Below are 17,684 nucleotides of genomic sequence, written 5' to 3' on the forward strand. Positions count from 1 at the left end.
GGCCCGTGCGGGGGCGTCGAGTGAGGACGGTCGACGTGCCGGAGAGCCGTGGTAGCGTCCGCGTCGGTTGCAGTCGTTCTTCTCCGATCGCCGCGAAGCGTCCGTGTGAAGTTGTGACGGTGGGCGTCGTCGATCGGTGCTGAGGTGCCACGGCGGTGTCCACGCGACCTCCGGCTCTTGCTGTGAGGGCCGGAACCGCTCCATCTGAGAAGGACACACGCTATGCCGCAGGGCACCGTCAAGTGGTTCAACGCCGAGAAGGGCTTCGGCTTCATCGCCACCGACGACGAGGGACCGGACGTCTTCGTCCACTACTCCGCCATCGAGTCGAACGGATTCCGCACGCTGGAGGAGAACCAGCGCGTCGACTTCCAGGCCAGCCAGGGCAAGAAGGGCCCGCAGGCCGACTCGGTCCGCGTGATCTGACTTCTGCGCGGGCACGACCCGCGCACCGCGACGGCGCCGGCTCCCCTCGGGGACCGGCGCCGTCGTCGTTCCCGGGGTCAGCCGAAGGCCGGCCGCAGACCCTCCCGCGCCCGCAGTGCCGCCGCGACGACCACCGCCACGACGCCGAGCGCCGCGACCACGGTCACCGGCACCGTCCCGGCCGCCGCGGACTCCACCGCGACCCAGACCAGCGCCCAGACGGCCGTCGCCGCGTAGGGCAGCGCCGCCGTCGTCCGCCGGGTCGCGACGCCCGCGGCCAGCACGCCGGCGCCGAGGAGTGCCGCGGCCGTCACCGGGCCGAGCGGCGCGCCCCAGTAGGTCAGCGTCACCGAGAACCCGGCCACGGTCGCGAGTGACACCCAGCCCGTGTAGAAGGCCAGCGGGCCGTGCAGGAGTGCCCGGTCGGCCACTCCCTCGGCGGGGAACGCGGCGAGCCGGTGCACCACCACGGCCAGGGTCACCAGCAGTGCCACGATCAGCAGCTGCGCGGTGCCCAGGAGCTCCTGGGAGAACACGACGATCCAGCCCGCGTTGAGCGCCGCCGTCGCCACGAACAGCCAGCCGGTCGCCCGGTGCACCGGGCGCGACCGCTGCCCGGGCAGCGACTGGTACACCGCGTACACGAGCAGGGCCAGGTAGATGAGGCCCCACACGGAGAACGCCACCGTCGCCGGGGTGACCAGTGAGGGGTAGCGGTCGCTGAGCACCCGCTGCGACTCCCCGAACGTCCCGCTGCCGCCGAGCGAGCCCGCCACCGCCTGCAGCACCGCCGCGGCGAGCACCGCCCAGGTGCGTGCCGTGTCCATCCCGGTGGCCGGGCCTGCCGTGCGGCCCGCCCTCGCCGTCGTCGACGCCATGTCCAGTCCTTCCGATCGTCGCAACCATCTCGATGATAAAGACAATCGACGCACGAGGCATGTCGAGCGGTACGACGACCGGCACTGCGCCGGACGGCGGCGGGGTTGCCACCGGTCGTCGGTCCGCTGCGCCCGGTCACCCGCCGTTCACCGGTGGTCGCGACGCCGTGCGGTCGGCGTTCCCCGCTCGTCTCGCCGCTGCGCACCCTCGCCGCGTACCCCTCGCGAACTCGTGCCCGGAGCCCGATCCTGGTGTTGTACTTCACAGGGAAAGCGGCACCACAGGGGTTGTCGCGCAAGCGGAAGGAAGTGACCTCCATGTCCTGGTGGGACAGCTACCGAGCCGTCTACGGCGCGGAGCTGCGAGCGGCCGCTCGCGAGTACGCCGACCACGGTTGGCCGCTCGTGCCGGGGCCGGGCGCGGAGGTCATGCTCGCGACGGGCGACGTGCTCGACGTGGTCGAGGTCCCGGCGGTCATCGGTCGCCAGGTCTGCCGGACGCTGCGTGAGGCCGGCGAGGTCGTGCCGGTCGCCGCGACGCCCGAGGGCACCTGGTGGTTCCCGATGAGCCCGCGGCACGCGCTCCCGGCCGAGCTGAGCCTGCACACCGACGTGGTGCTGCACACCGACGGCATCGGCGTCGTCGCCCCGCCGACCGAGCGTCCCGAGGGCTGGGTGCAGTGGCGCGTGGCCCCGGCGCGGGTCGGCTACCGGGTGCCCGAGGCCGCTGTCGTCGTCGAGGCGATCTGCGACGCGGTGCGCCGTCGCAACAGCGAGCAGGCCCTGCCCGACGAGCAGGAGGCGCGGGCCGAGCAGTCCGGCGTCCCGGGCGCCCTGCGGCGCTGACCCTCCCGCGCGGCCCGGACGGAACCGAGGATCCGGCCCGCGCGACCGCTACCGCCCGCCCGGGTTCCGTCCCGTTGCCGTCCCCGCCGATCACCCGCGGGGGACGCCGGGACCGGCCGGGCGGTACGCCCGGAAGCGGCGCCCGAGGGGGCACTTCTCCCTCGCCGCGCAGCCGCTCCACCGGCCACGGCCGGGTCCGGCGGGACATCCCCCGGGCCCGGCCGGGACCCACGGCGCGTGCCCCCGCCGCCCGATGTCGGTGTCCCCGGGCACTATGGGTGTGTGCAGACCTCCCGCGCGCCGGAGCGCCCGACCCCCGTCCCGCAGCGGGACCGCACCGTCGGATCCGTTCCCAGTGTCCCTCTCGGCGGCTTCGGCCCCGGTGACGAGCAGAAGCGGCGCGACCTGCGGCGCATGAAGGCCGTCGCCACCGGGTTCCTTCTCGGCGCGACGGTCGTGTTCTTCGTCGCGAAGTACTTCGAGGTCGTCCGCGGTGTCCCCGGGGCGGACTACGTCCGGGCCGCCGCCGAGGCCGGCATGGTCGGTGCGCTCGCCGACTGGTTCGCGGTGACCGCGCTGTTCCGGCACCCGTTGCGGATCCCGATCCCGCACACCGCGATCATCCCGCGCAAGAAGGACATGATCGGTGACAGCCTCGGGGACTTCGTCGGGGAGAACTTCCTGTCCGAGTCCGTCGTCCGCGACAAGCTCGAGCGGATCGGGGTCAGCGAGTCGGTCGGGCGGTGGATCGCCGAGCAGCACAACGCCGACCGGATCACCACCGAGCTGGTCACCGCCGCGCGGGCCCTCGTGACCGTGCTGCGCGACGAGGACGTGCAGAACGTCATCGAGACCGTCGCGGTGCGCAAGCTGATGGAGATCCCGGTCGGTCCGCCGATGGGCAAGGCGCTGGAGGGCGTCCTGGCCGACGGCGCCCACCGCAGGCTGGTCGACCTCGTCTGCGACCGCGCCTACGACTGGGTCGCCGACAACCAGGAGATGGTCCTGCGGGTCGTGCACGATCGCGCACCGTCCTGGACGCCGCGCTTCGTCGACGACCTCGTGGCCGACAAGTTGTTCGCCGAGATCCGCGGGTACGCCTGGGCGGTCAAGACCGACCCCGAGCACCCGCTGCGGCACGCCGTGGACCGCTACCTCGCCGAGTTCGCCCGCGACCTGCAGCACGACGCGACGACGATGGAGCGCGCCGAGCAGGTCAAGCGCCAGGTCGTCGAGCACCCGGAGGTGCAGCACTTCATCGGCCGCGCCTGGACGGTCGTGAAGTCCATGGTCCTCGACGCCGCCGACGACCCGTCGAACGAGCTGCGCCTGCGCGTGCGCGACGGCCTCATGGCCTTCGGGCGGCGGCTGGGCCGCGACGCCGAGCTGCGCGCGAAGCTCGACGGCTGGCTGGCGGACGCCGCGTCGTACGTCGTGCGGCACTACCGGCACCAGATCACCACCCTGATCACCGAGACCGTCGCCCGCTGGGACGCGGAGGAGACCTCGCGCAAGATCGAGCTCCAGGTGGGGCGGGACCTGCAGTGGATCCGGATCAACGGCACCGTCGTGGGGGCGCTCGCCGGCCTGGTCATCCACACCGTGGGGGAGCTCGTCATCGGGTGATCGGTCGGGTGTCCCCGGATGACATCGCACCGTCACCGGGCCGTCACCGACGTGGCGCACGCCACGTGACCAGCGCTAGCACTGTGCTTGCAGGAGCTAGCGGCGCCGCGTACGGTCGGTTCCGTCAGTGAGGAACGGATCGAGGCGGAGGTGAGATGGATGGCCACCGAGCGCAAGCACGGAGAGCGTGAGTCCGTCGAACCCGTCGAGCGCGTCGCGCAGGCCGTCGAGAGCGTCGGTCAGACCGTGGGGCACGCGGTGGAGGACATCGGGTCCTACATCCGCGCCCAGCGCGAGGCCGCCCAGGTCTCCATGCGGCAGCTGGCCCGCACCGCGGGCGTCAGCAACCCGTATCTCAGCCAGGTCGAGCGCGGGCTGCGCAAGCCGTCCGCCGAGATACTGCAGCAGATCGCCAAGGGGCTGCGGATCTCCGCCGAGGCGCTGTACGTCCGCGCCGGGATCCTCGAGGAGCGGCCCGCCGGTCAGGTGACCGACGCGGTGCTCACCGATCCGACTCTCAACGAGCGGCAGAAACGTGTGCTGCTCGATGTCTACGAGTCCTTTCGCAGGGAGAACGGCCTCTCTGCCGGCACCACCGACACCCCCACCGATACGAGGAAGTGATCACCATGGCCGTGAACCTCCCCACCAGCGCCGACGTGCAGAAGCTGCGTGAGCAGACCGCCGAGCAGGCCGAGGTCGTCCGCACCCCGCTGCTCGCCGTGCTCGGCGCCGGCGACTTCGCCGTCACCACCGTGAGCAAGGCCGTCACCGACGCCCGCTCCACCGCCACCAAGCGCGCCGAGGAGGTGCAGACCCGCGTCCAGGAGCTCCCCGACGAGCTCAAGGAGCTCCGCGGCAAGCTGTCCTCGGACAACATCCGCAAGCAGGTCGAGGAGTTCCGCTCCGAGGTCGAGGGCGTCTACGTCGGATTCGCCCAGCGCGGTGAGAAGGCCTGGGGCCGGATCCGCAAGCAGCCGCAGGTCAAGCAGGCCATCGCGACCGTCGAGGGTCTGACCGAGAAGTTCGACACCCGCGTCGACGAGTTCGTGGACGAGACCCACGACGTCGCCGTCAAGACCCTGGGTGCGGTCACCACGCAGACCCGCTCGGTCGGTGAGAAGGCCGCCCGCCGCGCCCAGACCGCCGCGAGCGAGGCCGCCGAGGTCGTCACCGAGGTCTCGAAGGAGGCCGCCGAGGCGATCGAGGAGGCCGGCGACGAGGTCGCGACGACCACGCGTTCGACCGCGCGCCGCACCGCCGCCAAGACCGACCCGAAGACCGCCACCGGCGCGAAGGTCCCGGCCCGCAAGCCGACCACCCGCCGCGGTACCTCGACGGCGTCGGCCAAGAAGTGACACCCGCCGGGCCCCGCGCCCGGTGAGCACGACCCGCGCCCCCGGCCGATCCCGATCGGCCGGGGGCGCCGTCGTGTGCGGATGCGGATCGTCCTGCCCGGATCCGGCGCCGGACGTGACCGACGCCCGGGTTGTCCGTACCCTGGCCGAGTGCTGTCACTGCCAGGTGCTCCCGATGAACTGATCATCTTCGTGATCAAGTGGATCATGGTCGTGGTCGGCGGGTTCTCGTTCGGGCACGCACTGATGCAACGTGCGGACGCCTTCACCGCGGCGGGCAAGCTCACCAAGAACGCATGGCTGGGCATCACCGGCGTCGCGCTGCTGCTCCTGATCATCACGAACGGCCCGATGTTCGGCGGTGCCATGTTCTGGCTGGCCGCCACCGTCGCGACGCTGGTCTACCTGGTCGACGTCAAGCCCGCGGTGATGGAGGTCCAGGGCGGCGGACCGCGCTGGTGAACCCCCCGGTCCTCGGGGCGCTCACGGCCGTCCCGGCGCCGGCCCGGCCCGACCTGCTCGCGGAGCCCGTCGCCGTCGCGCTGGCGGGGCTCGACGCGGGCCGGATCGCCGTCGCCGAGATCGATCCCGACCTGGCCGACACCGCCGCGTTCTGTGCCGCCTACTCCTCCCCGGTCGAACGGGCCGCGAACTGCGTGGTCGTCGCCGGGAGGCGTGGCGGCGAGACCCGGTACGTCGCCTGCGTGGTCCTCGCGACGACCCGGGTCGACGTCGACGGCGCGGTGAAGCGCCGCCTCGACGTGCGCACGGCGTCGTTCGCGCCGATGGACGACGCCGTCGCCCTGACCGGGATGGCCTACGGCGGCATCACCCCGATCGGGCTCCCCGCGGACTGGCCGCTCCGGCTGTCGCCCGGGGTCGCCGGGGCCGACGCCGTCGTCGTCGGGAGCGGGACGCGGGCGGGAAGCCGGCGGTGCCCGGCGACCTGCTGGCGTCGCTTCCCGGCGCCGAGGTCGTGCCGGACCTCGCGCGCTGAGTCGGCAGCCCGTGCTGCGGGCCGCCTCCGCGGCGGTGCACCCCAGCCGGTGGCCACCCCCGCGGGGGAGCGGGACGGCGGGCCCGTCGGCCGAGGTCCAGCCCGCGGGCAGCGGCAGGAACTGGCCGCCCGCGGAACCCGGTGTGCCCACGGTCGCCGTGACGTGCTCCGGTGGTCGCGTTCGCCCTGAGCGGACACGACTCAACTCCGGGAAGCGGAGGACCCTCCGTGTGGTTGGGCAGGACATGAGTGACGTGCTGACGCTCCCGGTCCTGCCCCTCGACGACGCCGTGGTCCTGCCCGGCATGGTCGTCCCCGTCCGTCTCGACGACTCCGACACCCGTGCTGCGGTCGATGCGGCCACCGCCGCGGCCCAGGACCGCGACGACGGGAGACGGGTGCTCGTCGTGCCCCGCATCGACGGCCGCTACGGCGCCATCGGCGTCGTCGCCGTGCTCGAGCAGATCGGCAGGCTCCCCAACGGGGACCGGGCCGCCGTCGTGCGGGGTGAGCGCCGCGCCCGCATCGGGTCGGGGGTCTCCGGCCCCGGCGCGGCGCTCTGGGTCGAGGCCGAGCCGGTCGACGCCGGCGAGCCCACCGGTCGCACCCACGAGCTCGCCCGCGAGTACAAGGCCCTGGTGATCGGCATCCTGCAGCAGCGGGGAGCCTGGCAGGTCATCGACTCCGTGCAGCAGACGAACGACCCGGGCGCGCTCGCCGACCTCGCCGGGTGGGCGTCGTGGCTGGACGTCGCGCACAAGGCCGAGCTGCTCGCCGAGACCGACCTCGACGCCCGGCTCGAGAAGCTCCTGGGCTGGACCAAGGAGCACGTCGCCGAGCAGGAGGTCACCGAGAAGATCTCGAACGACGTCCGCGAGGGCATGGAGAAGCAGCAGCGCGAGTTCTTGCTCCGCCAGCAGCTCGCCGCGATCCGCAAGGAGCTCGGCGAGGACGACCCGGAGGGCTCCGACGACTACCGCGCCCGCGTGGAGGCCGCCGATCTGCCCGACGACGTCCGCAAGGCCGCGCTGACCGAGGTCGGCAAGCTGGAGCGCTCCTCGGACCAGAGCCCGGAGTCCGGCTGGATCCGGACCTGGCTCGACACCGTCCTCGACATCCCGTGGAGCACCACGACCACCGACTCGTCGGACCTGGTGGAGGCCCGCCGCATCCTCGACGCCGACCACGCCGGGCTCGACGACGTGAAGGAGCGCCTCGTCGAGTTCCTCGCCGTCCGCGCCCGTCGCGAGCGCAAGGGTCTCGACACCGTCGGCGGCCGCGGCTCGGGCGCGGTGCTCTCGCTGGTCGGTCCGCCCGGCGTCGGCAAGACGTCACTGGGGGAGTCGGTCGCCCGCGCGCTCGGCCGGAACTTCGTCCGCGTCGCGCTCGGCGGCGTTCGGGACGAGGCGGAGATCCGCGGTCACCGGCGCACCTACGTCGGCGCGCTGCCCGGCCGGATCGTCCGCGCCATCCGCGAGGCCGGCTCGATGAACCCCGTCGTGCTGCTCGACGAGATCGACAAGGTCGGCAGCGACTTCCGCGGTGACCCGACCGCGGCGCTGCTGGAGGTCCTCGACCCGGCGCAGAACCACACGTTCCGCGACCACTACCTGGAGGTCGACCTCGACCTGTCGAACGTCCTGTTCCTGGCGACGGCGAACGACGGCTCCGCGATCCCCGGCCCGCTGGCCGACCGCATGGAGATCGTGACGCTCGACGGCTACACCGAGCCGGAGAAGGTCGCGATCGCCCGTGACCACCTGCTGCCGCGCCAGGTCGCCAAGGCCGGTCTCGACGACGGCGACGTCGAGTTCACCGACGTCGCGCTGTCGATGATCGCCGCCGAGTACACCCGGGAGGCCGGGGTCCGGCAGCTGGAGCGGGGCCTGGCGAAGGTGCTGCGGAAGGTGGCCGTCCAGCTGGACGCGTCGGAGACCGAGCGCCCGGTGCACGTCGACGCCGACGCGCTCGTCACCTACCTCGGCCGTCCGCGGTTCACGCCGGAGTCCGCCGAGCGGACCTCGGTGCCGGGCGTCGCGACCGGGCTGGCGGTGACCGGCGCCGGTGGTGACGTGCTGTTCATCGAGGCCACCTCGATGGACGGCGAGCCGGGCCTGCAGATCACCGGGCAGCTGGGCGAGGTGATGACCGAGTCCGTCTCGATCGCGCTGTCCTACCTGCGCTCGCGCGGGCTGGCCGGTGACCTCGCGTCGCGCAAGCTGCACGTGCACGTCCCGGCCGGTGCGGTCCCGAAGGACGGCCCGTCCGCCGGCGTCACGATGACGACGGCGCTGGCGTCGCTGGCCTCCGGACGTCCCGTCCGCAGCTCGGTCGGCATGACCGGCGAGGTGACGCTGCAGGGCAAGGTCCTGCCCATCGGCGGGGTGAAGCAGAAGCTGCTCGCCGCGCACCGGGCCGGACTGACCGACGTGATCATCCCGAAGCGCAACGAGCCGGACCTGGACGACGTCCCGGCCTCGGTCCGCGAGGAGCTGCGGGTGCACCCGGTCGCCGACGTCTCCGAGGTCCTGGCGATCGCCCTGGAGCCCGCCCACGACGCGGCGACGGCCGAGCAGTCCGCGGCCTGACCTCCGTCCGACCCGCGGCCCGAGCCGCACGACCCGGCGCCCGTCCCGCAGCACGCGGGGCGGGCGCCGTCGCGTGCCCCCCGGGGGGAGTTCGCCGAGATGCAGCTCAGCGGGATTTGTCGATCTCCACGACCCGCTGAGCTGCATCTCGGCGAGTGCGGTCGAGGGCCCGGCCCACCTCGGCGACGATCTCGTCGGGCCGTCGATGCATGTCCGGTGCGGTGTAGCGCAGCACCCGCCACCCCGCCGCGACGAGTCGGGTGTGCCGCCCGGCGTCGGCGCGGGCCGCCTCGGGCGTCGCGAAGTGGCCGCCGCCGTCGTACTCGACGCCGAGGTGGTGGTCCGGGTAGGCCAGGTCCAGCCACAGCGCCGTGCGCCGGGCGTCGTCGAGGACCGGGTGCTGGGGCACCGGCCGCGGGAGGCCACCCCGGACGAGGATCAGCCGGAGCCGGGTCTCGGGCGGGGAGCCGGCGCGCGGGTCGGCCCACGCCGTCGCGTCGACCACCCGTCGGACACCCCGGGCGTGGGCGTGCCGGACCGCGAGGTTCAGCAGCACGTCCGGGGCGAACGACCCGCGGGACAGTGCGTCGACGGCGACGACACCCTCGGTCGGGGACAGACGCCGCGCGAGGTCGAACGCGGTGCGGACACGCGTGGTGACCCGAACGCCGCGGACCTCGGTCACCTCGTCGGGGTGCAGGACGTCGCGGCGGACGAGCACACCGTCACGGGAGCGGGCTCCGGGGTGCGCCGCACCGACGGTCACCTCGGCCGGTGCGGCCCACGGTGCGCACGACGCGCCGAGCAGCTCGGCGGCCGAGTATCCGCTGAGCACGGCGTCCGATCCGGCCCAGCGGTGCGCCGCGAGCGAGCGGAGCCGTAGGTCGGGGCGCAGGTCGGCCGGCGCGTAGGTGTCCGGGAGCAGCCTGCGGTAACGGGGCCCTCGTAGAAGGTCGGGCGTGACGAGACCCGCCGCCACGGCCGCGGTCCCGCGGAACACCTCGGGCCATCCGGGGATCGTCACGCGCTGATCGTGCGCCGGCTGCCCCGGCCGACGGACCGGATCGGCCGGACGCCATCGCCATCGCGAACGAGGACGTACGCCGAGATGCAGCTCAGCGGGCCACGGAGATCCACAATTCCCGCTGAGCTGCATCTCGACGACACTTTGCTGCGCGCGACCCGGCAGGGCCGGGCCGCAGGGCTGCGGGCTCAGCGGAAGACGACGGTCCGGTTGCCCTGGATCAGCACCCGGTCCTCCAGGTGCCACCGCAGCCCCCGGGCCAGCACCAGGCGTTCGATGTCGCGTCCCCGGCGCACCATGTCGGTCGCGGTGTCCCCGTGGTCGACGCGGGCGACGTCCTGCTCGATGATCGGGCCGGCGTCGAGGTCGGCGGTCGCGTAGTGGCAGGTCGCGCCGATCAGCTTGACCCCGCGCCGGTGCGCCTGGTGGTAGGGCCGCGCCCCGGCGAAGGACGGCAGGAAGCTGTGGTGGATGTTGATCGCCCGCCCGGCCCAGGCCTCGCACAGGTGCGCGGGCAGGACCTGCATGAAGCGGGCGAGGACGATCGCGTCGGGGGAGTCGTCGTCGACGAGCTTGCGGATCTCCTCGAACGCGGTGACCTTGCCCTGCTCGCGGGTCGGGTCGCCGGGCGCGGGGAAGGGCACGTGGTGGAACGGCACGCCGTGCGCGGCGACGACCGGCTCCAGCGACGTGTGGTTGCCGATCACGCGGGTGATCTCCACCGGCAGCTCGCCCGCCCACACCCGGCCGAGGATGTCGTGTAGGCAGTGCTGGTCGCGGGTCACCAGCAGCACGGCGCGCTTGCGGACGCCGGTGTCGGAGATGCGGTGCTCACCGCCCAGCTCGGCGGCGACCGGGGCGAACCGGGCGCGGAGCTCGTCGACGCCGAAGGGGACCGACGCGGCGTCGACGACCTGGCGGGTGCAGAACACCCCGGCCTCGACGTCGGCGTGGTACGCGGCCTCGGTGATCGAGGCGCCGAGCTCGGCGAGGAACGTGCTGATCCGCGCGACGATGCCGGTGCGGTCCGGACAGGACAGGGTGATCACGTAGTGGGGCATCAGGAGATCCGGGAGAGGGTGAACTGGGTCTCGGCGGCGAGCAGCTGCTCGATCTGCCCGGCGACCGCCTGCTCGATCTTCGCACCCACCAGCGGGACCTTGACCGTGACCTCGGCCCGGATCCGGACCTCGCTGCCGCCGTCGACGTCGGCGATCCGCATCACCGACCGTGCGGTGGCGGGGGTGCCGATGACCTTCACGGAGCCGGTGCCGTCGTAGACGCCCGAGTCGCCGGCCCGCCACTGCTCGCTGCGGTCGATCTGCAGGTCCCCGCCGGGCACGAACGACGACACGATCGACGGCAGGTGCTCGCCCGGGATCCCGTGCCGCAGCGTGTAGCGGACGCCGTCGGCGGTGGTCTCGTACGCGGTCACCCCGGCCCCGGGGCCGCCGATGTGACGCAGCTGCTCCTCCAGGAGATCGCGGTCGACCATCGCCGCGTAGACCTTCGAGGCCGGATGCGCGGACGTTGCGCGGTAGTCGATCGAGCGCGGCATGGGCGAAGGCTACCGTTGCGGTCGTGAGTTCCCCCGCTCCGACAACGGTCGACCCGATGCTCAGTGCGCACACCACACTGCGCCTCGGCGGACCGGCCTCCCGCATCGTGCGCGCCGAGGGCGCGGCCGAGGTGGTCGACGCCGTCGCCGCGGCCGACCGGGCCGGGGAACGGGTGCTGCTGGTGGGCGGCGGGTCGAACCTCGTCGTCGCCGACGCCGGGTTCGACGGCACCGCCGTGCTGCTGGCGGGGCGCGGGATCGGCCACGAGCGCGACGGCGACCGGGTGCTGCTGACCGTCGAGGCCGGTGAGGACTGGGACGACGTCGTCGCCGCGACCGTCGCCGACGGGCTCGGCGGGCTGGAGTGCCTGTCCGGGATCCCCGGGCGGACCGGCGCGACCCCGGTGCAGAACGTGGGTGCCTACGGCGTCGAGGTCGCCGACCTGCTCGTCGACGTCGACCTCTACGACCGGCGCACCGGCACCGTCCGCGCGCACGTGCCCGCCTCCGACCTGGGGCTCGCCTACCGCACCAGCGTCCTCAAGGGCAGCGACGACGCGATCGTCCTGCGGGTGCGCTTCGCGCTGCACGCCGACGGCCGCTCCGCCCCGATCCGCTACGGCGAGCTCGCCCGCACCCTCGGCGTCGACCCGGAGACGCGGACCGACCCGGCCGCCGTCCGCGAGGCGGTGCTCGGGCTGCGTCGCGGCAAGGGCATGGTCCTCGACGCCGAGGACCACGACACCTGGTCGGCCGGCTCGTTCTTCACCAACCCGATCCTGCCCACCGAGCGGGCGCCGCAGGTCGACGGCCTGGCCGCGTGGCCCGCGGGAGAGGGCCGGGTCAAGCTCAGCGCCGCCGGGCTGATCCAGAACGCCGGGTTCGGCCGCGGGCACGCCGGCCCCGGCGGCCGGGTGTCGCTGTCGACGCGGCACGTGCTGGCCCTGACCCACCGCGGCGGCGGGACGACGGCCGACCTGCTGGCCCTGGCCCGTGAGGTGCAGGGCGGCGTCGCCGAGCGGTTCGGCGTCACCCTGCATCCCGAACCGGTGCTGGTGAACTGCGCCGTCTGACACCCTCTGTACATCGACGTCCGGTTCACGTTGCGCCGCACGGGGGAGCACCGTCCTCCTGCCGATCACGTGGACCGGATCCCGGCGTACGGTCGGTGCGCAACGCAGGAGATCGAGTACGCGGGGGAACGGTTGCGACGGGTACTGATCGTCGTGGTGGCGCTGATCGGCGCGCTGGGCGTCGTCGGGGCGGTGGCCCTCGCGGCCCCGCCGCAGGACCCGGCGGTGCCGCAGGCCGCCCCGGCCCCGGCCGGACCACAGGTGAGCTACCAGCCGGCCGCCTCGGCGTCGTCGGCGAACCCGGCGCAGCCGGTCTCGGTCCGCGCGGCGGGCAGCACGCTGGACGGGGTGTCGCTGACCGGCCCGGACGGCGACGCCGTCGACGGCGCGCTGTCCCCGGACCGCACCACCTGGACCAGCAGCGGTGACCTGGACTTCGCGACCACCTACACCTGGCACGGGCGCGCCGTCGCCCCGGACGGCACGGCGACCCCCGTGCAGGGCACCGTCGCGACACTGGAACCCGCCCACACCGTGCGCGGCACCCTGAACATCGGCGACGACCGCACCGTCGGCATCGCGGCGCCGATCGAGATCCAGTTCGACCGGCACGTCGAGGACCGCGCCGCGATCGAGAAGGTCCTCGAGGTCACGACCTCGAAGAAGGTCGAGGGCGCATGGGGCTGGCTGCCCGACGAGAACGGCGGCTCGCGCGTGCACTGGCGGCCGAAGGAGTACTGGCCGTCGGGCACGAAGGTCACCGTGGACGCGCCGCTCAAGGGCGTCGACTACGGCGGCGGCAGCTACGGCGCCGAGGACCTGACCACGTCGTTCGCAATCGGCCGCGCCCAGATCGTCAAGGCCGACGCCCGATCGTTCCGGATGATCGTGATCCGCGACGGCAGGCAGATCGCGGACTACCCGGCGTCCTACGGTCTGGCCGACGACCCGAACCGCAACACGCGCTCGGGCATCCACGTCGTCACCGAGAAGTTCACCGACAAGCGGATGGTCTCGCAGCAGTACGGCTACGACGTCGTCGAGAAGTGGGCCGTCCGGATGAGCAACAACGGCGAGTTCATCCACGCCAACCCGGTGTCGGCCGCCGCGCAGGGGGCCGCGAACGTCACCCACGGCTGCGTGAACCTGTCGATCGAGAACGCCAAGGCGTACTACGACACCGTGCTCTACGGCGACCCGGTCGAGGTCACCGGCACTCCCGTGCAGCTCTCCGCCCGCGACGGCGACCTGTGGGACTGGACGCTGTCCTGGGAGAAGTGGAAGGGGTTGTCGGCGCTGTCCTAGCGGGTACCCGCCCGCCATGAGCGTTCCCGACGACCGCGCCGCCAGCCGTTCCACCCCACTCCCGGAGGAGGAGGGCACCGAACCCGGTGCCGAACAGATCCTGCGCGAGTCCGAGGAACGGATCGCCGGCGCCGCCCGGAGCGAGAGCCCCGGTGACGACGCCGACCAGAACCGCCGGTCGGAGGAGACGCTCTAGCGCCGGTGCCGCCGCGTACCCGACGCCTGGTCACGCGGCTTGAGCACGATCTGGTCCAGGTTGACGTGCGACGGCCGGGTCGCGGCGAAGACGATCGTGTCGGCGACGTCGTCGGCGGTCAGCGGGGTCAGGCCCTCGTAGACCTTCGCCGCCTTCTCGGCGTCGCCCAGCCGCACCTCGGAGAACTCGGTCTCCACCATGCCGGGGCAGATCTCGGTGATCCGGATCGGCTCGCCGAGCAGCTCCCCGCGCAGGGTGCGGTGCAGCATCGCCTGGGCGTGCTTGGCACCGGTGTAGCCGGCGCCGTTGTCGTAGAAGTCCAGCGCGGCGATCGAGGTCACGGTGACGATGTGCCCGTCGCCCGACGCCCGCAGCTTCGGCAGGAACGCCTGCGTCAGACGCAGCGTGCCGGCGACGTTGGTCTCCCACATCCAGCGCCAGTCGTCCTCGTCGGCGTCGGCGACGGGCTCCAGGCCCTTCGCGCCGCCGGCGTTGTTGACCAGCAGCTTCGCCTCGGGCACGGCGTCGGCGAACGCGCGGACGGACTCCCGGTCGGTGACGTCGAGGGACAGCGCCGTGCCGTCGATCTCCTTCGCGATCTCCTCGCAGCGCTCCACCCGGCGGGCCCCCAGCACGACGTGGAAGCCGGCGGCGCCGAGCGCTCGGGCGGTGGCGGCGCCGATCCCGGAGGAGGCCCCGGTGACGACGGCGGTCGGACGGTCGTTCGCGGTCATGCCGCTGAGCCTATGACCTACCTCGGCTCGACGCCGCGCTGCGCCGACCGGTCCCCGCGCCGGGCCGCGGCCCGCTGCGCCGAGAACACCGCGGCGCCGAACAGGCCCACCCCGACCCCGGCGATGCAGGTCCAGAACCAGGCGCCGGCGCCGCTCGCGGGATCGAACCCGGAGCCGGTGACCATCACGAACGCGGCGGCGACGCCCGCGCCGACCGCCCATAGCAGCATCCCGCCGAGGATCACCGGAGGGGACTCGTAGAAGCGCGCCGGCAACGGCGGCGGGGGCGGGGGGTCGCTCGCGCGCTCGCTGTCGTGGGCCGTCACGGGGCCGTAGCCTAAACGGTGCACGTACGGAACCCGCAGCGTTGCACCGCGTCTAGGGTGTCGCCGTGATCGAGCGCCTGTTCCGCGTGTCCGAGCGCGGCTCCACCGTCTCCCGCGAGCTCCGCGGGGGTCTCGTCACGTTCATGGCGATGGCCTACATCATCGTCCTGAACCCGCTGATCCTCGGCAGCGTCACGCCGGGCGACCCGTCGGCCAAGGCCGACGCGCTGGGCGGGATCCTCCCGGTCGCGCAGGTCGCCGCAGTGACAGCCCTGGTCGCGGGCGTGATGACCATCATCTTCGGCGTCGTCGCGAACTACCCGTTCGCGATCGCCACCGGCCTGGGGATCAACACCCTGCTGGCGGTGACCATCGCGCCGCTGATGACCTGGCCCGAGGCGATGGGCCTGGTCGTCATCAACGGCGTCATCATCGTGATCCTCGCCCTGACCGGCTTCCGGACGGCGGTGTTCAACGCCGTCCCCACCGAGCTCAAGACGGCGATCGCGGTCGGCATCGGCGCGTTCATCGCGCTGATCGGCCTGGTCGACTCCGGCTTCGTGCGCCGGCTGCCCGACGCGGCCAACACCACGGTCCCGGTCGGACTGGGCACCGGCGGCTCCATCGCCTCCTGGCCGACGTTCGTGTTCGTCGTCGGACTGATCATCGTCGGGGTGCTCGTCGCCCGCGGTGTCCGTGCGGGCATCCTCATCGGCGTCGTGGTGAACACGATCATCGCGATCGTCGTCGAGGCGATCGTCCGGGTCGGCCCGGGCGGCCCGACCAACCCCGGCGGCTGGTCGCTGGCCGTGCCCGCCATCCCGGACCGGATCGTCGGGCTGCCGGACCTGTCGCTGGTCGGGCAGGTCTCGCTCGGGGCGTTCACCCGGCTCGACATCATCACCGTCGTCCTGCTGATCTTCACCCTGGTGCTGGCGAACTTCTTCGACGCGATGGGCACGCTCACCGGTCTCGGCCGCCAGGCGGGCCTGACCGACTCCGACGACAAGCTCCCGGACGTCGGGAAGGCGCTGGTCGTCGAGGGCGCGGGCGCGGTCGCCGGTGGTGTGGGGTCGGCGTCGTCGAACACGATCTTCGTGGAGTCCGCGGCCGGCATCGCCGAGGGCGCACGGACCGGTCTGGCCAACGTGCTGACCGGTGTCCTGTTCCTGCTGGCGATGTTCTTCACGCCGCTGTACGCGATCGTCCCGGTGGAGGCGGCGGCCCCGGCGCTGGTGGTCGTCGGCGCGCTGATGTTCCGCCAGATCACCTCGGTCTCGCTCGACGACCTGCGCACCGCGATCCCGGTGTTCCTGACGATCACGGTCATGCCGTTCACCTACTCGATCGCGAACGGCATCGGCGCCGGTTTCATCAGCTACGTCGCGCTCGCCGCGGCCACCGGTCGCGCCCGGCAGGTCCACCCGCTGATGTGGGTCGTGGCGGTGCTGTTCGTGGGGTACTTCGGCGTGGGACCGTTGCGGGAGCTGCTCGGCTGAGAACCTACCCTTGCGCCCGCGACGAAGGTTAGGCTAACCTCAATCTCGTCGCTTCGTGGTGGGAGCGGCGCGTCAGTTCGGGACAGGAGAAGGCCCCGGACCCCACAGGGTCCGGGGCCTCCTTCTTTCCCCAGTCACACCCGACCCGCCGCCGAGCGGGTCAGGGCGCGTAGATGCGGACCCAGTCGACCTGGAAGTCGAGCGAGTCCGGCGTGGTCGCGTCCGGAGCGGGGATCCAGTCGTCGCCGTAGGGGCCGATGTCCTGCTGCATCGCCAGGTGCATCGACCGCGGCGGGATCTGCTCCGGATCGGTGGTGCGGAAGACCTCGGCGCCGTCGATGTAGAACACGACCCGGTCGGGCAGCCACTCGACGGCGTAGGTGTGCCACTGCGTGAAGCCGCCGCGGACGGTCTTGCCGACCTGGCTGTTGTCCTCGCCGTAGTGGACGATCGTGTGCGTCTCGTCGCGCTGCGGCTTCGGGATCTCCATGAAGTTGAGCTCGCCGCCCTCGGGCCAGTCCTCGGCGTCCGGCCAGAGCAGCGCCACGTCGCCGTAGCCGACGGCGGGGTTGGTCTTCGCCCGGATCTCCCAGCGGCCGTACTGCTGGCCGCCGCGCCAGGCCAGACCGGCGGACGTGCGCCCCCGGCTGGTCAGGACGAGCTCGCCGTCGCGCACGGAGATGTTCTCCGCGAGGTGCCGACCGTTGCCGCCGGTGGTCTCCCCGGTGTACGGGCTCCAGCGCGTGCGGTCGAGCGCGGCGCCGTCGAACTCGTCGTGGTCGGTGAGACGCCAGCCGTTGCGCACCGCCGCCTCGGTGTCCGAGCGCGCCGCGGGGTCGAGCTCGCCGACCTCGGTCGGGCGTTCCTGGTCGTGCATCCCGCCCGGCGGCGTCGCCGGGGCCGACGGCGCGGGCGTCGGGGTCGAGGAGCCGGTGAGCAGCGACGGGTCGGTGGCGACGGTGACGACACCGGCCAGCACGGCCAGACCCGCCACGACGCCGACGACGGCGGGCCAGCGGCGTCGCGACGGTGCCTCGGGGTCGTGCTCGGGCTCCTGCTCCGTCTGTTCCGGCACGACCCCCTCCTCACTCGTCGACGGCGGGTCGGCGGCAGCCTAGGAGGGGACGGCTGTGGGGGAGCTGAGAAGTCCGGGCCACCTCCCGCGGCGGGGCCGGTCGGGGCTCCATGATCGACGGTTGTGGAGCGCAGGGTGCGCTTCGCGTACCTCCGTACTCCACAACCGGTGATCA

Annotated in this window: 18 protein-coding genes and 1 pseudogene; 12 read left to right on the forward strand and 7 right to left on the reverse strand. The window is 73.0% G+C overall.

Annotated elements, in window-relative coordinates; genetic code table 11:
• Positions 1–222 precede the first annotated feature (222 nt).
• Positions 223–426 carry a cold-shock protein gene (locus MTO91_RS02945; RefSeq protein ID WP_020627638.1) on the forward strand — a complete coding sequence of 68 codons (204 nt, stop codon included), beginning with the start codon at positions 223–225 and terminating at the stop codon, positions 424–426.
• A 77-nt stretch (positions 427–503) separates the two neighbouring features.
• Here MTO91_RS02945 and MTO91_RS02950 read toward each other — a convergent pair whose 3' ends face one another.
• Positions 504–1,304 carry a tryptophan-rich sensory protein gene (locus MTO91_RS02950; protein ID WP_476653679.1) on the reverse strand — a complete coding sequence of 267 codons (801 nt, stop codon included), beginning with the start codon at positions 1,302–1,304 and terminating at the stop codon, positions 504–506.
• 153 nt (positions 1,305–1,457) lie between these two features.
• On the opposite strand from MTO91_RS02950, the gene MTO91_RS02955 reads away from it, so the two are divergent.
• From MTO91_RS02955 to lon, 7 genes and pseudogenes are all read left to right on the forward strand, one after another.
• Positions 1,458–2,150, forward strand: coding sequence for a bifunctional DNA primase/polymerase (locus MTO91_RS02955; RefSeq protein WP_476653681.1), 693 nt, complete (start codon positions 1,458–1,460; stop codon positions 2,148–2,150).
• Between the two features lie 282 nt (positions 2,151–2,432).
• Positions 2,433–3,776, forward strand: coding sequence for a DUF445 domain-containing protein (locus tag MTO91_RS02960; protein WP_476653683.1), 1,344 nt, complete (start codon positions 2,433–2,435; stop codon positions 3,774–3,776).
• A 159-nt stretch (positions 3,777–3,935) separates the two neighbouring features.
• On the forward strand, positions 3,936–4,400 hold the full coding sequence (locus MTO91_RS02965) for a helix-turn-helix domain-containing protein (RefSeq protein WP_062399838.1): 465 nt from the start codon (positions 3,936–3,938) through the stop codon (positions 4,398–4,400).
• Positions 4,401–4,405: 5 nt separating this feature from the next.
• Complete coding sequence (locus tag MTO91_RS02970; RefSeq protein WP_476653686.1) at positions 4,406–5,134, forward strand: hypothetical protein; 729 nt, start codon at positions 4,406–4,408, stop codon at positions 5,132–5,134.
• Positions 5,135–5,284: 150 nt separating this feature from the next.
• Complete coding sequence (locus MTO91_RS02975) at positions 5,285–5,596, forward strand: DUF2516 family protein (RefSeq protein ID WP_373324065.1); 312 nt, start codon at positions 5,285–5,287, stop codon at positions 5,594–5,596.
• Positions 5,593–6,131: pseudogene (locus MTO91_RS02980) on the forward strand (YbaK/EbsC family protein). Before MTO91_RS02975 ends, MTO91_RS02980 begins: the two are co-directional and overlap by 4 nt.
• 245 nt (positions 6,132–6,376) lie before the next feature.
• On the forward strand, positions 6,377–8,719 hold the full coding sequence (lon, locus tag MTO91_RS02985) for an endopeptidase La (protein WP_476653687.1): 2,343 nt from the start codon (positions 6,377–6,379) through the stop codon (positions 8,717–8,719).
• Positions 8,720–8,825: 106 nt separating this feature from the next.
• On the opposite strand, the gene MTO91_RS02990 is transcribed toward lon, so the two are convergent.
• The 3 genes from MTO91_RS02990 to MTO91_RS03000 all read right to left on the reverse strand — a co-directional run bounded on the left by MTO91_RS02990 (position 8,826) and on the right by MTO91_RS03000 (position 11,301).
• Positions 8,826–9,743, reverse strand: coding sequence for a DUF559 domain-containing protein (locus MTO91_RS02990; RefSeq protein ID WP_476653689.1), 918 nt, complete (start codon positions 9,741–9,743; stop codon positions 8,826–8,828).
• A 188-nt stretch (positions 9,744–9,931) separates the two neighbouring features.
• A complete protein-coding gene (purU, locus tag MTO91_RS02995) occupies positions 9,932–10,804 on the reverse strand; it encodes a formyltetrahydrofolate deformylase (RefSeq protein WP_476653691.1) in 873 nt (290 codons plus the stop codon).
• Complete coding sequence (locus MTO91_RS03000; RefSeq protein WP_062399848.1) at positions 10,804–11,301, reverse strand: DUF2505 domain-containing protein; 498 nt, start codon at positions 11,299–11,301, stop codon at positions 10,804–10,806. The genes purU and MTO91_RS03000 overlap by 1 nt, the downstream gene beginning before the upstream one ends.
• A 23-nt stretch (positions 11,302–11,324) precedes the next feature.
• On the opposite strand from MTO91_RS03000, the gene MTO91_RS03005 reads away from it, so the two are divergent.
• The 3 genes from MTO91_RS03005 to MTO91_RS03015 all read left to right on the forward strand — a co-directional run bounded on the left by MTO91_RS03005 (position 11,325) and on the right by MTO91_RS03015 (position 13,875).
• Positions 11,325–12,374: a UDP-N-acetylmuramate dehydrogenase gene (locus tag MTO91_RS03005; RefSeq protein WP_476653692.1), complete on the forward strand. Its 1,050-nt coding sequence runs from the start codon at positions 11,325–11,327 to the stop codon at positions 12,372–12,374.
• A gap of 132 nt (positions 12,375–12,506) precedes the next feature.
• Positions 12,507–13,679: a L,D-transpeptidase gene (locus MTO91_RS03010; RefSeq protein ID WP_476653694.1), complete on the forward strand. Its 1,173-nt coding sequence runs from the start codon at positions 12,507–12,509 to the stop codon at positions 13,677–13,679.
• 16 nt (positions 13,680–13,695) lie between these two features.
• On the forward strand, positions 13,696–13,875 hold the full coding sequence (locus MTO91_RS03015; RefSeq protein WP_208827061.1) for a hypothetical protein: 180 nt from the start codon (positions 13,696–13,698) through the stop codon (positions 13,873–13,875).
• Here MTO91_RS03015 and MTO91_RS03020 read toward each other — a convergent pair.
• Both MTO91_RS03020 and MTO91_RS03025 read right to left on the reverse strand, forming a co-directional pair.
• The gene (locus MTO91_RS03020; protein WP_251787205.1) at positions 13,872–14,609 is read right to left on the reverse strand and encodes an SDR family NAD(P)-dependent oxidoreductase; all 738 of its coding nucleotides are present in this window, start codon (positions 14,607–14,609) and stop codon (positions 13,872–13,874) included. The two genes, MTO91_RS03015 and MTO91_RS03020, sit on opposite strands and share 4 nt — an antisense overlap.
• Positions 14,610–14,626: 17 nt before the next feature.
• A complete protein-coding gene (locus MTO91_RS03025) occupies positions 14,627–14,935 on the reverse strand; it encodes a DUF2530 domain-containing protein (protein ID WP_100879442.1) in 309 nt (102 codons plus the stop codon).
• Positions 14,936–15,000: 65 nt separating this feature from the next.
• On the opposite strand from MTO91_RS03025, the gene MTO91_RS03030 reads away from it, so the two are divergent.
• Positions 15,001–16,434 carry an NCS2 family permease gene (locus MTO91_RS03030; RefSeq protein ID WP_251787206.1) on the forward strand — a complete coding sequence of 478 codons (1,434 nt, stop codon included), beginning with the start codon at positions 15,001–15,003 and terminating at the stop codon, positions 16,432–16,434.
• Between the two features lie 160 nt (positions 16,435–16,594).
• Here MTO91_RS03030 and MTO91_RS03035 read toward each other — a convergent pair whose 3' ends face one another.
• On the reverse strand, positions 16,595–17,509 hold the full coding sequence (locus tag MTO91_RS03035) for a glycoside hydrolase family 16 protein (protein WP_476653696.1): 915 nt from the start codon (positions 17,507–17,509) through the stop codon (positions 16,595–16,597).
• Between the last annotated feature and the right edge of the window lie 175 nt (positions 17,510–17,684).

The sequence above is a fragment of the Pseudonocardia sp. 2-7 genome (genome assembly GCF_056341085.1).

Bases quoted from the DNA above. Each gene is read 5' to 3' on its own strand.
- MTO91_RS02970 (WP_476653686.1), top strand. From the start codon at position 4,406: ATGGCCGTGAACCTCCCCACCAGCGCCGACGTGCAGAAGCTGCGTGAG.
- MTO91_RS02945 (WP_020627638.1), top strand. From the start codon at position 223: ATGCCGCAGGGCACCGTCAAGTGGTTCAACGCCGAGAAGGGCTTCGGC.
- MTO91_RS03015 (WP_208827061.1), top strand. From the start codon at position 13,696: ATGAGCGTTCCCGACGACCGCGCCGCCAGCCGTTCCACCCCACTCCCG.
- MTO91_RS02965 (WP_062399838.1), top strand. From the start codon at position 3,936: ATGGCCACCGAGCGCAAGCACGGAGAGCGTGAGTCCGTCGAACCCGTC.
- lon (WP_476653687.1), top strand. From the start codon at position 6,377: ATGAGTGACGTGCTGACGCTCCCGGTCCTGCCCCTCGACGACGCCGTG.
- MTO91_RS02950 (WP_476653679.1), bottom strand. From the start codon at position 1,304: ATGGCGTCGACGACGGCGAGGGCGGGCCGCACGGCAGGCCCGGCCACC.
- purU (WP_476653691.1), bottom strand. From the start codon at position 10,804: ATGCCCCACTACGTGATCACCCTGTCCTGTCCGGACCGCACCGGCATC.
- MTO91_RS03020 (WP_251787205.1), bottom strand. From the start codon at position 14,609: ATGACCGCGAACGACCGTCCGACCGCCGTCGTCACCGGGGCCTCCTCC.
- MTO91_RS03000 (WP_062399848.1), bottom strand. From the start codon at position 11,301: ATGCCGCGCTCGATCGACTACCGCGCAACGTCCGCGCATCCGGCCTCG.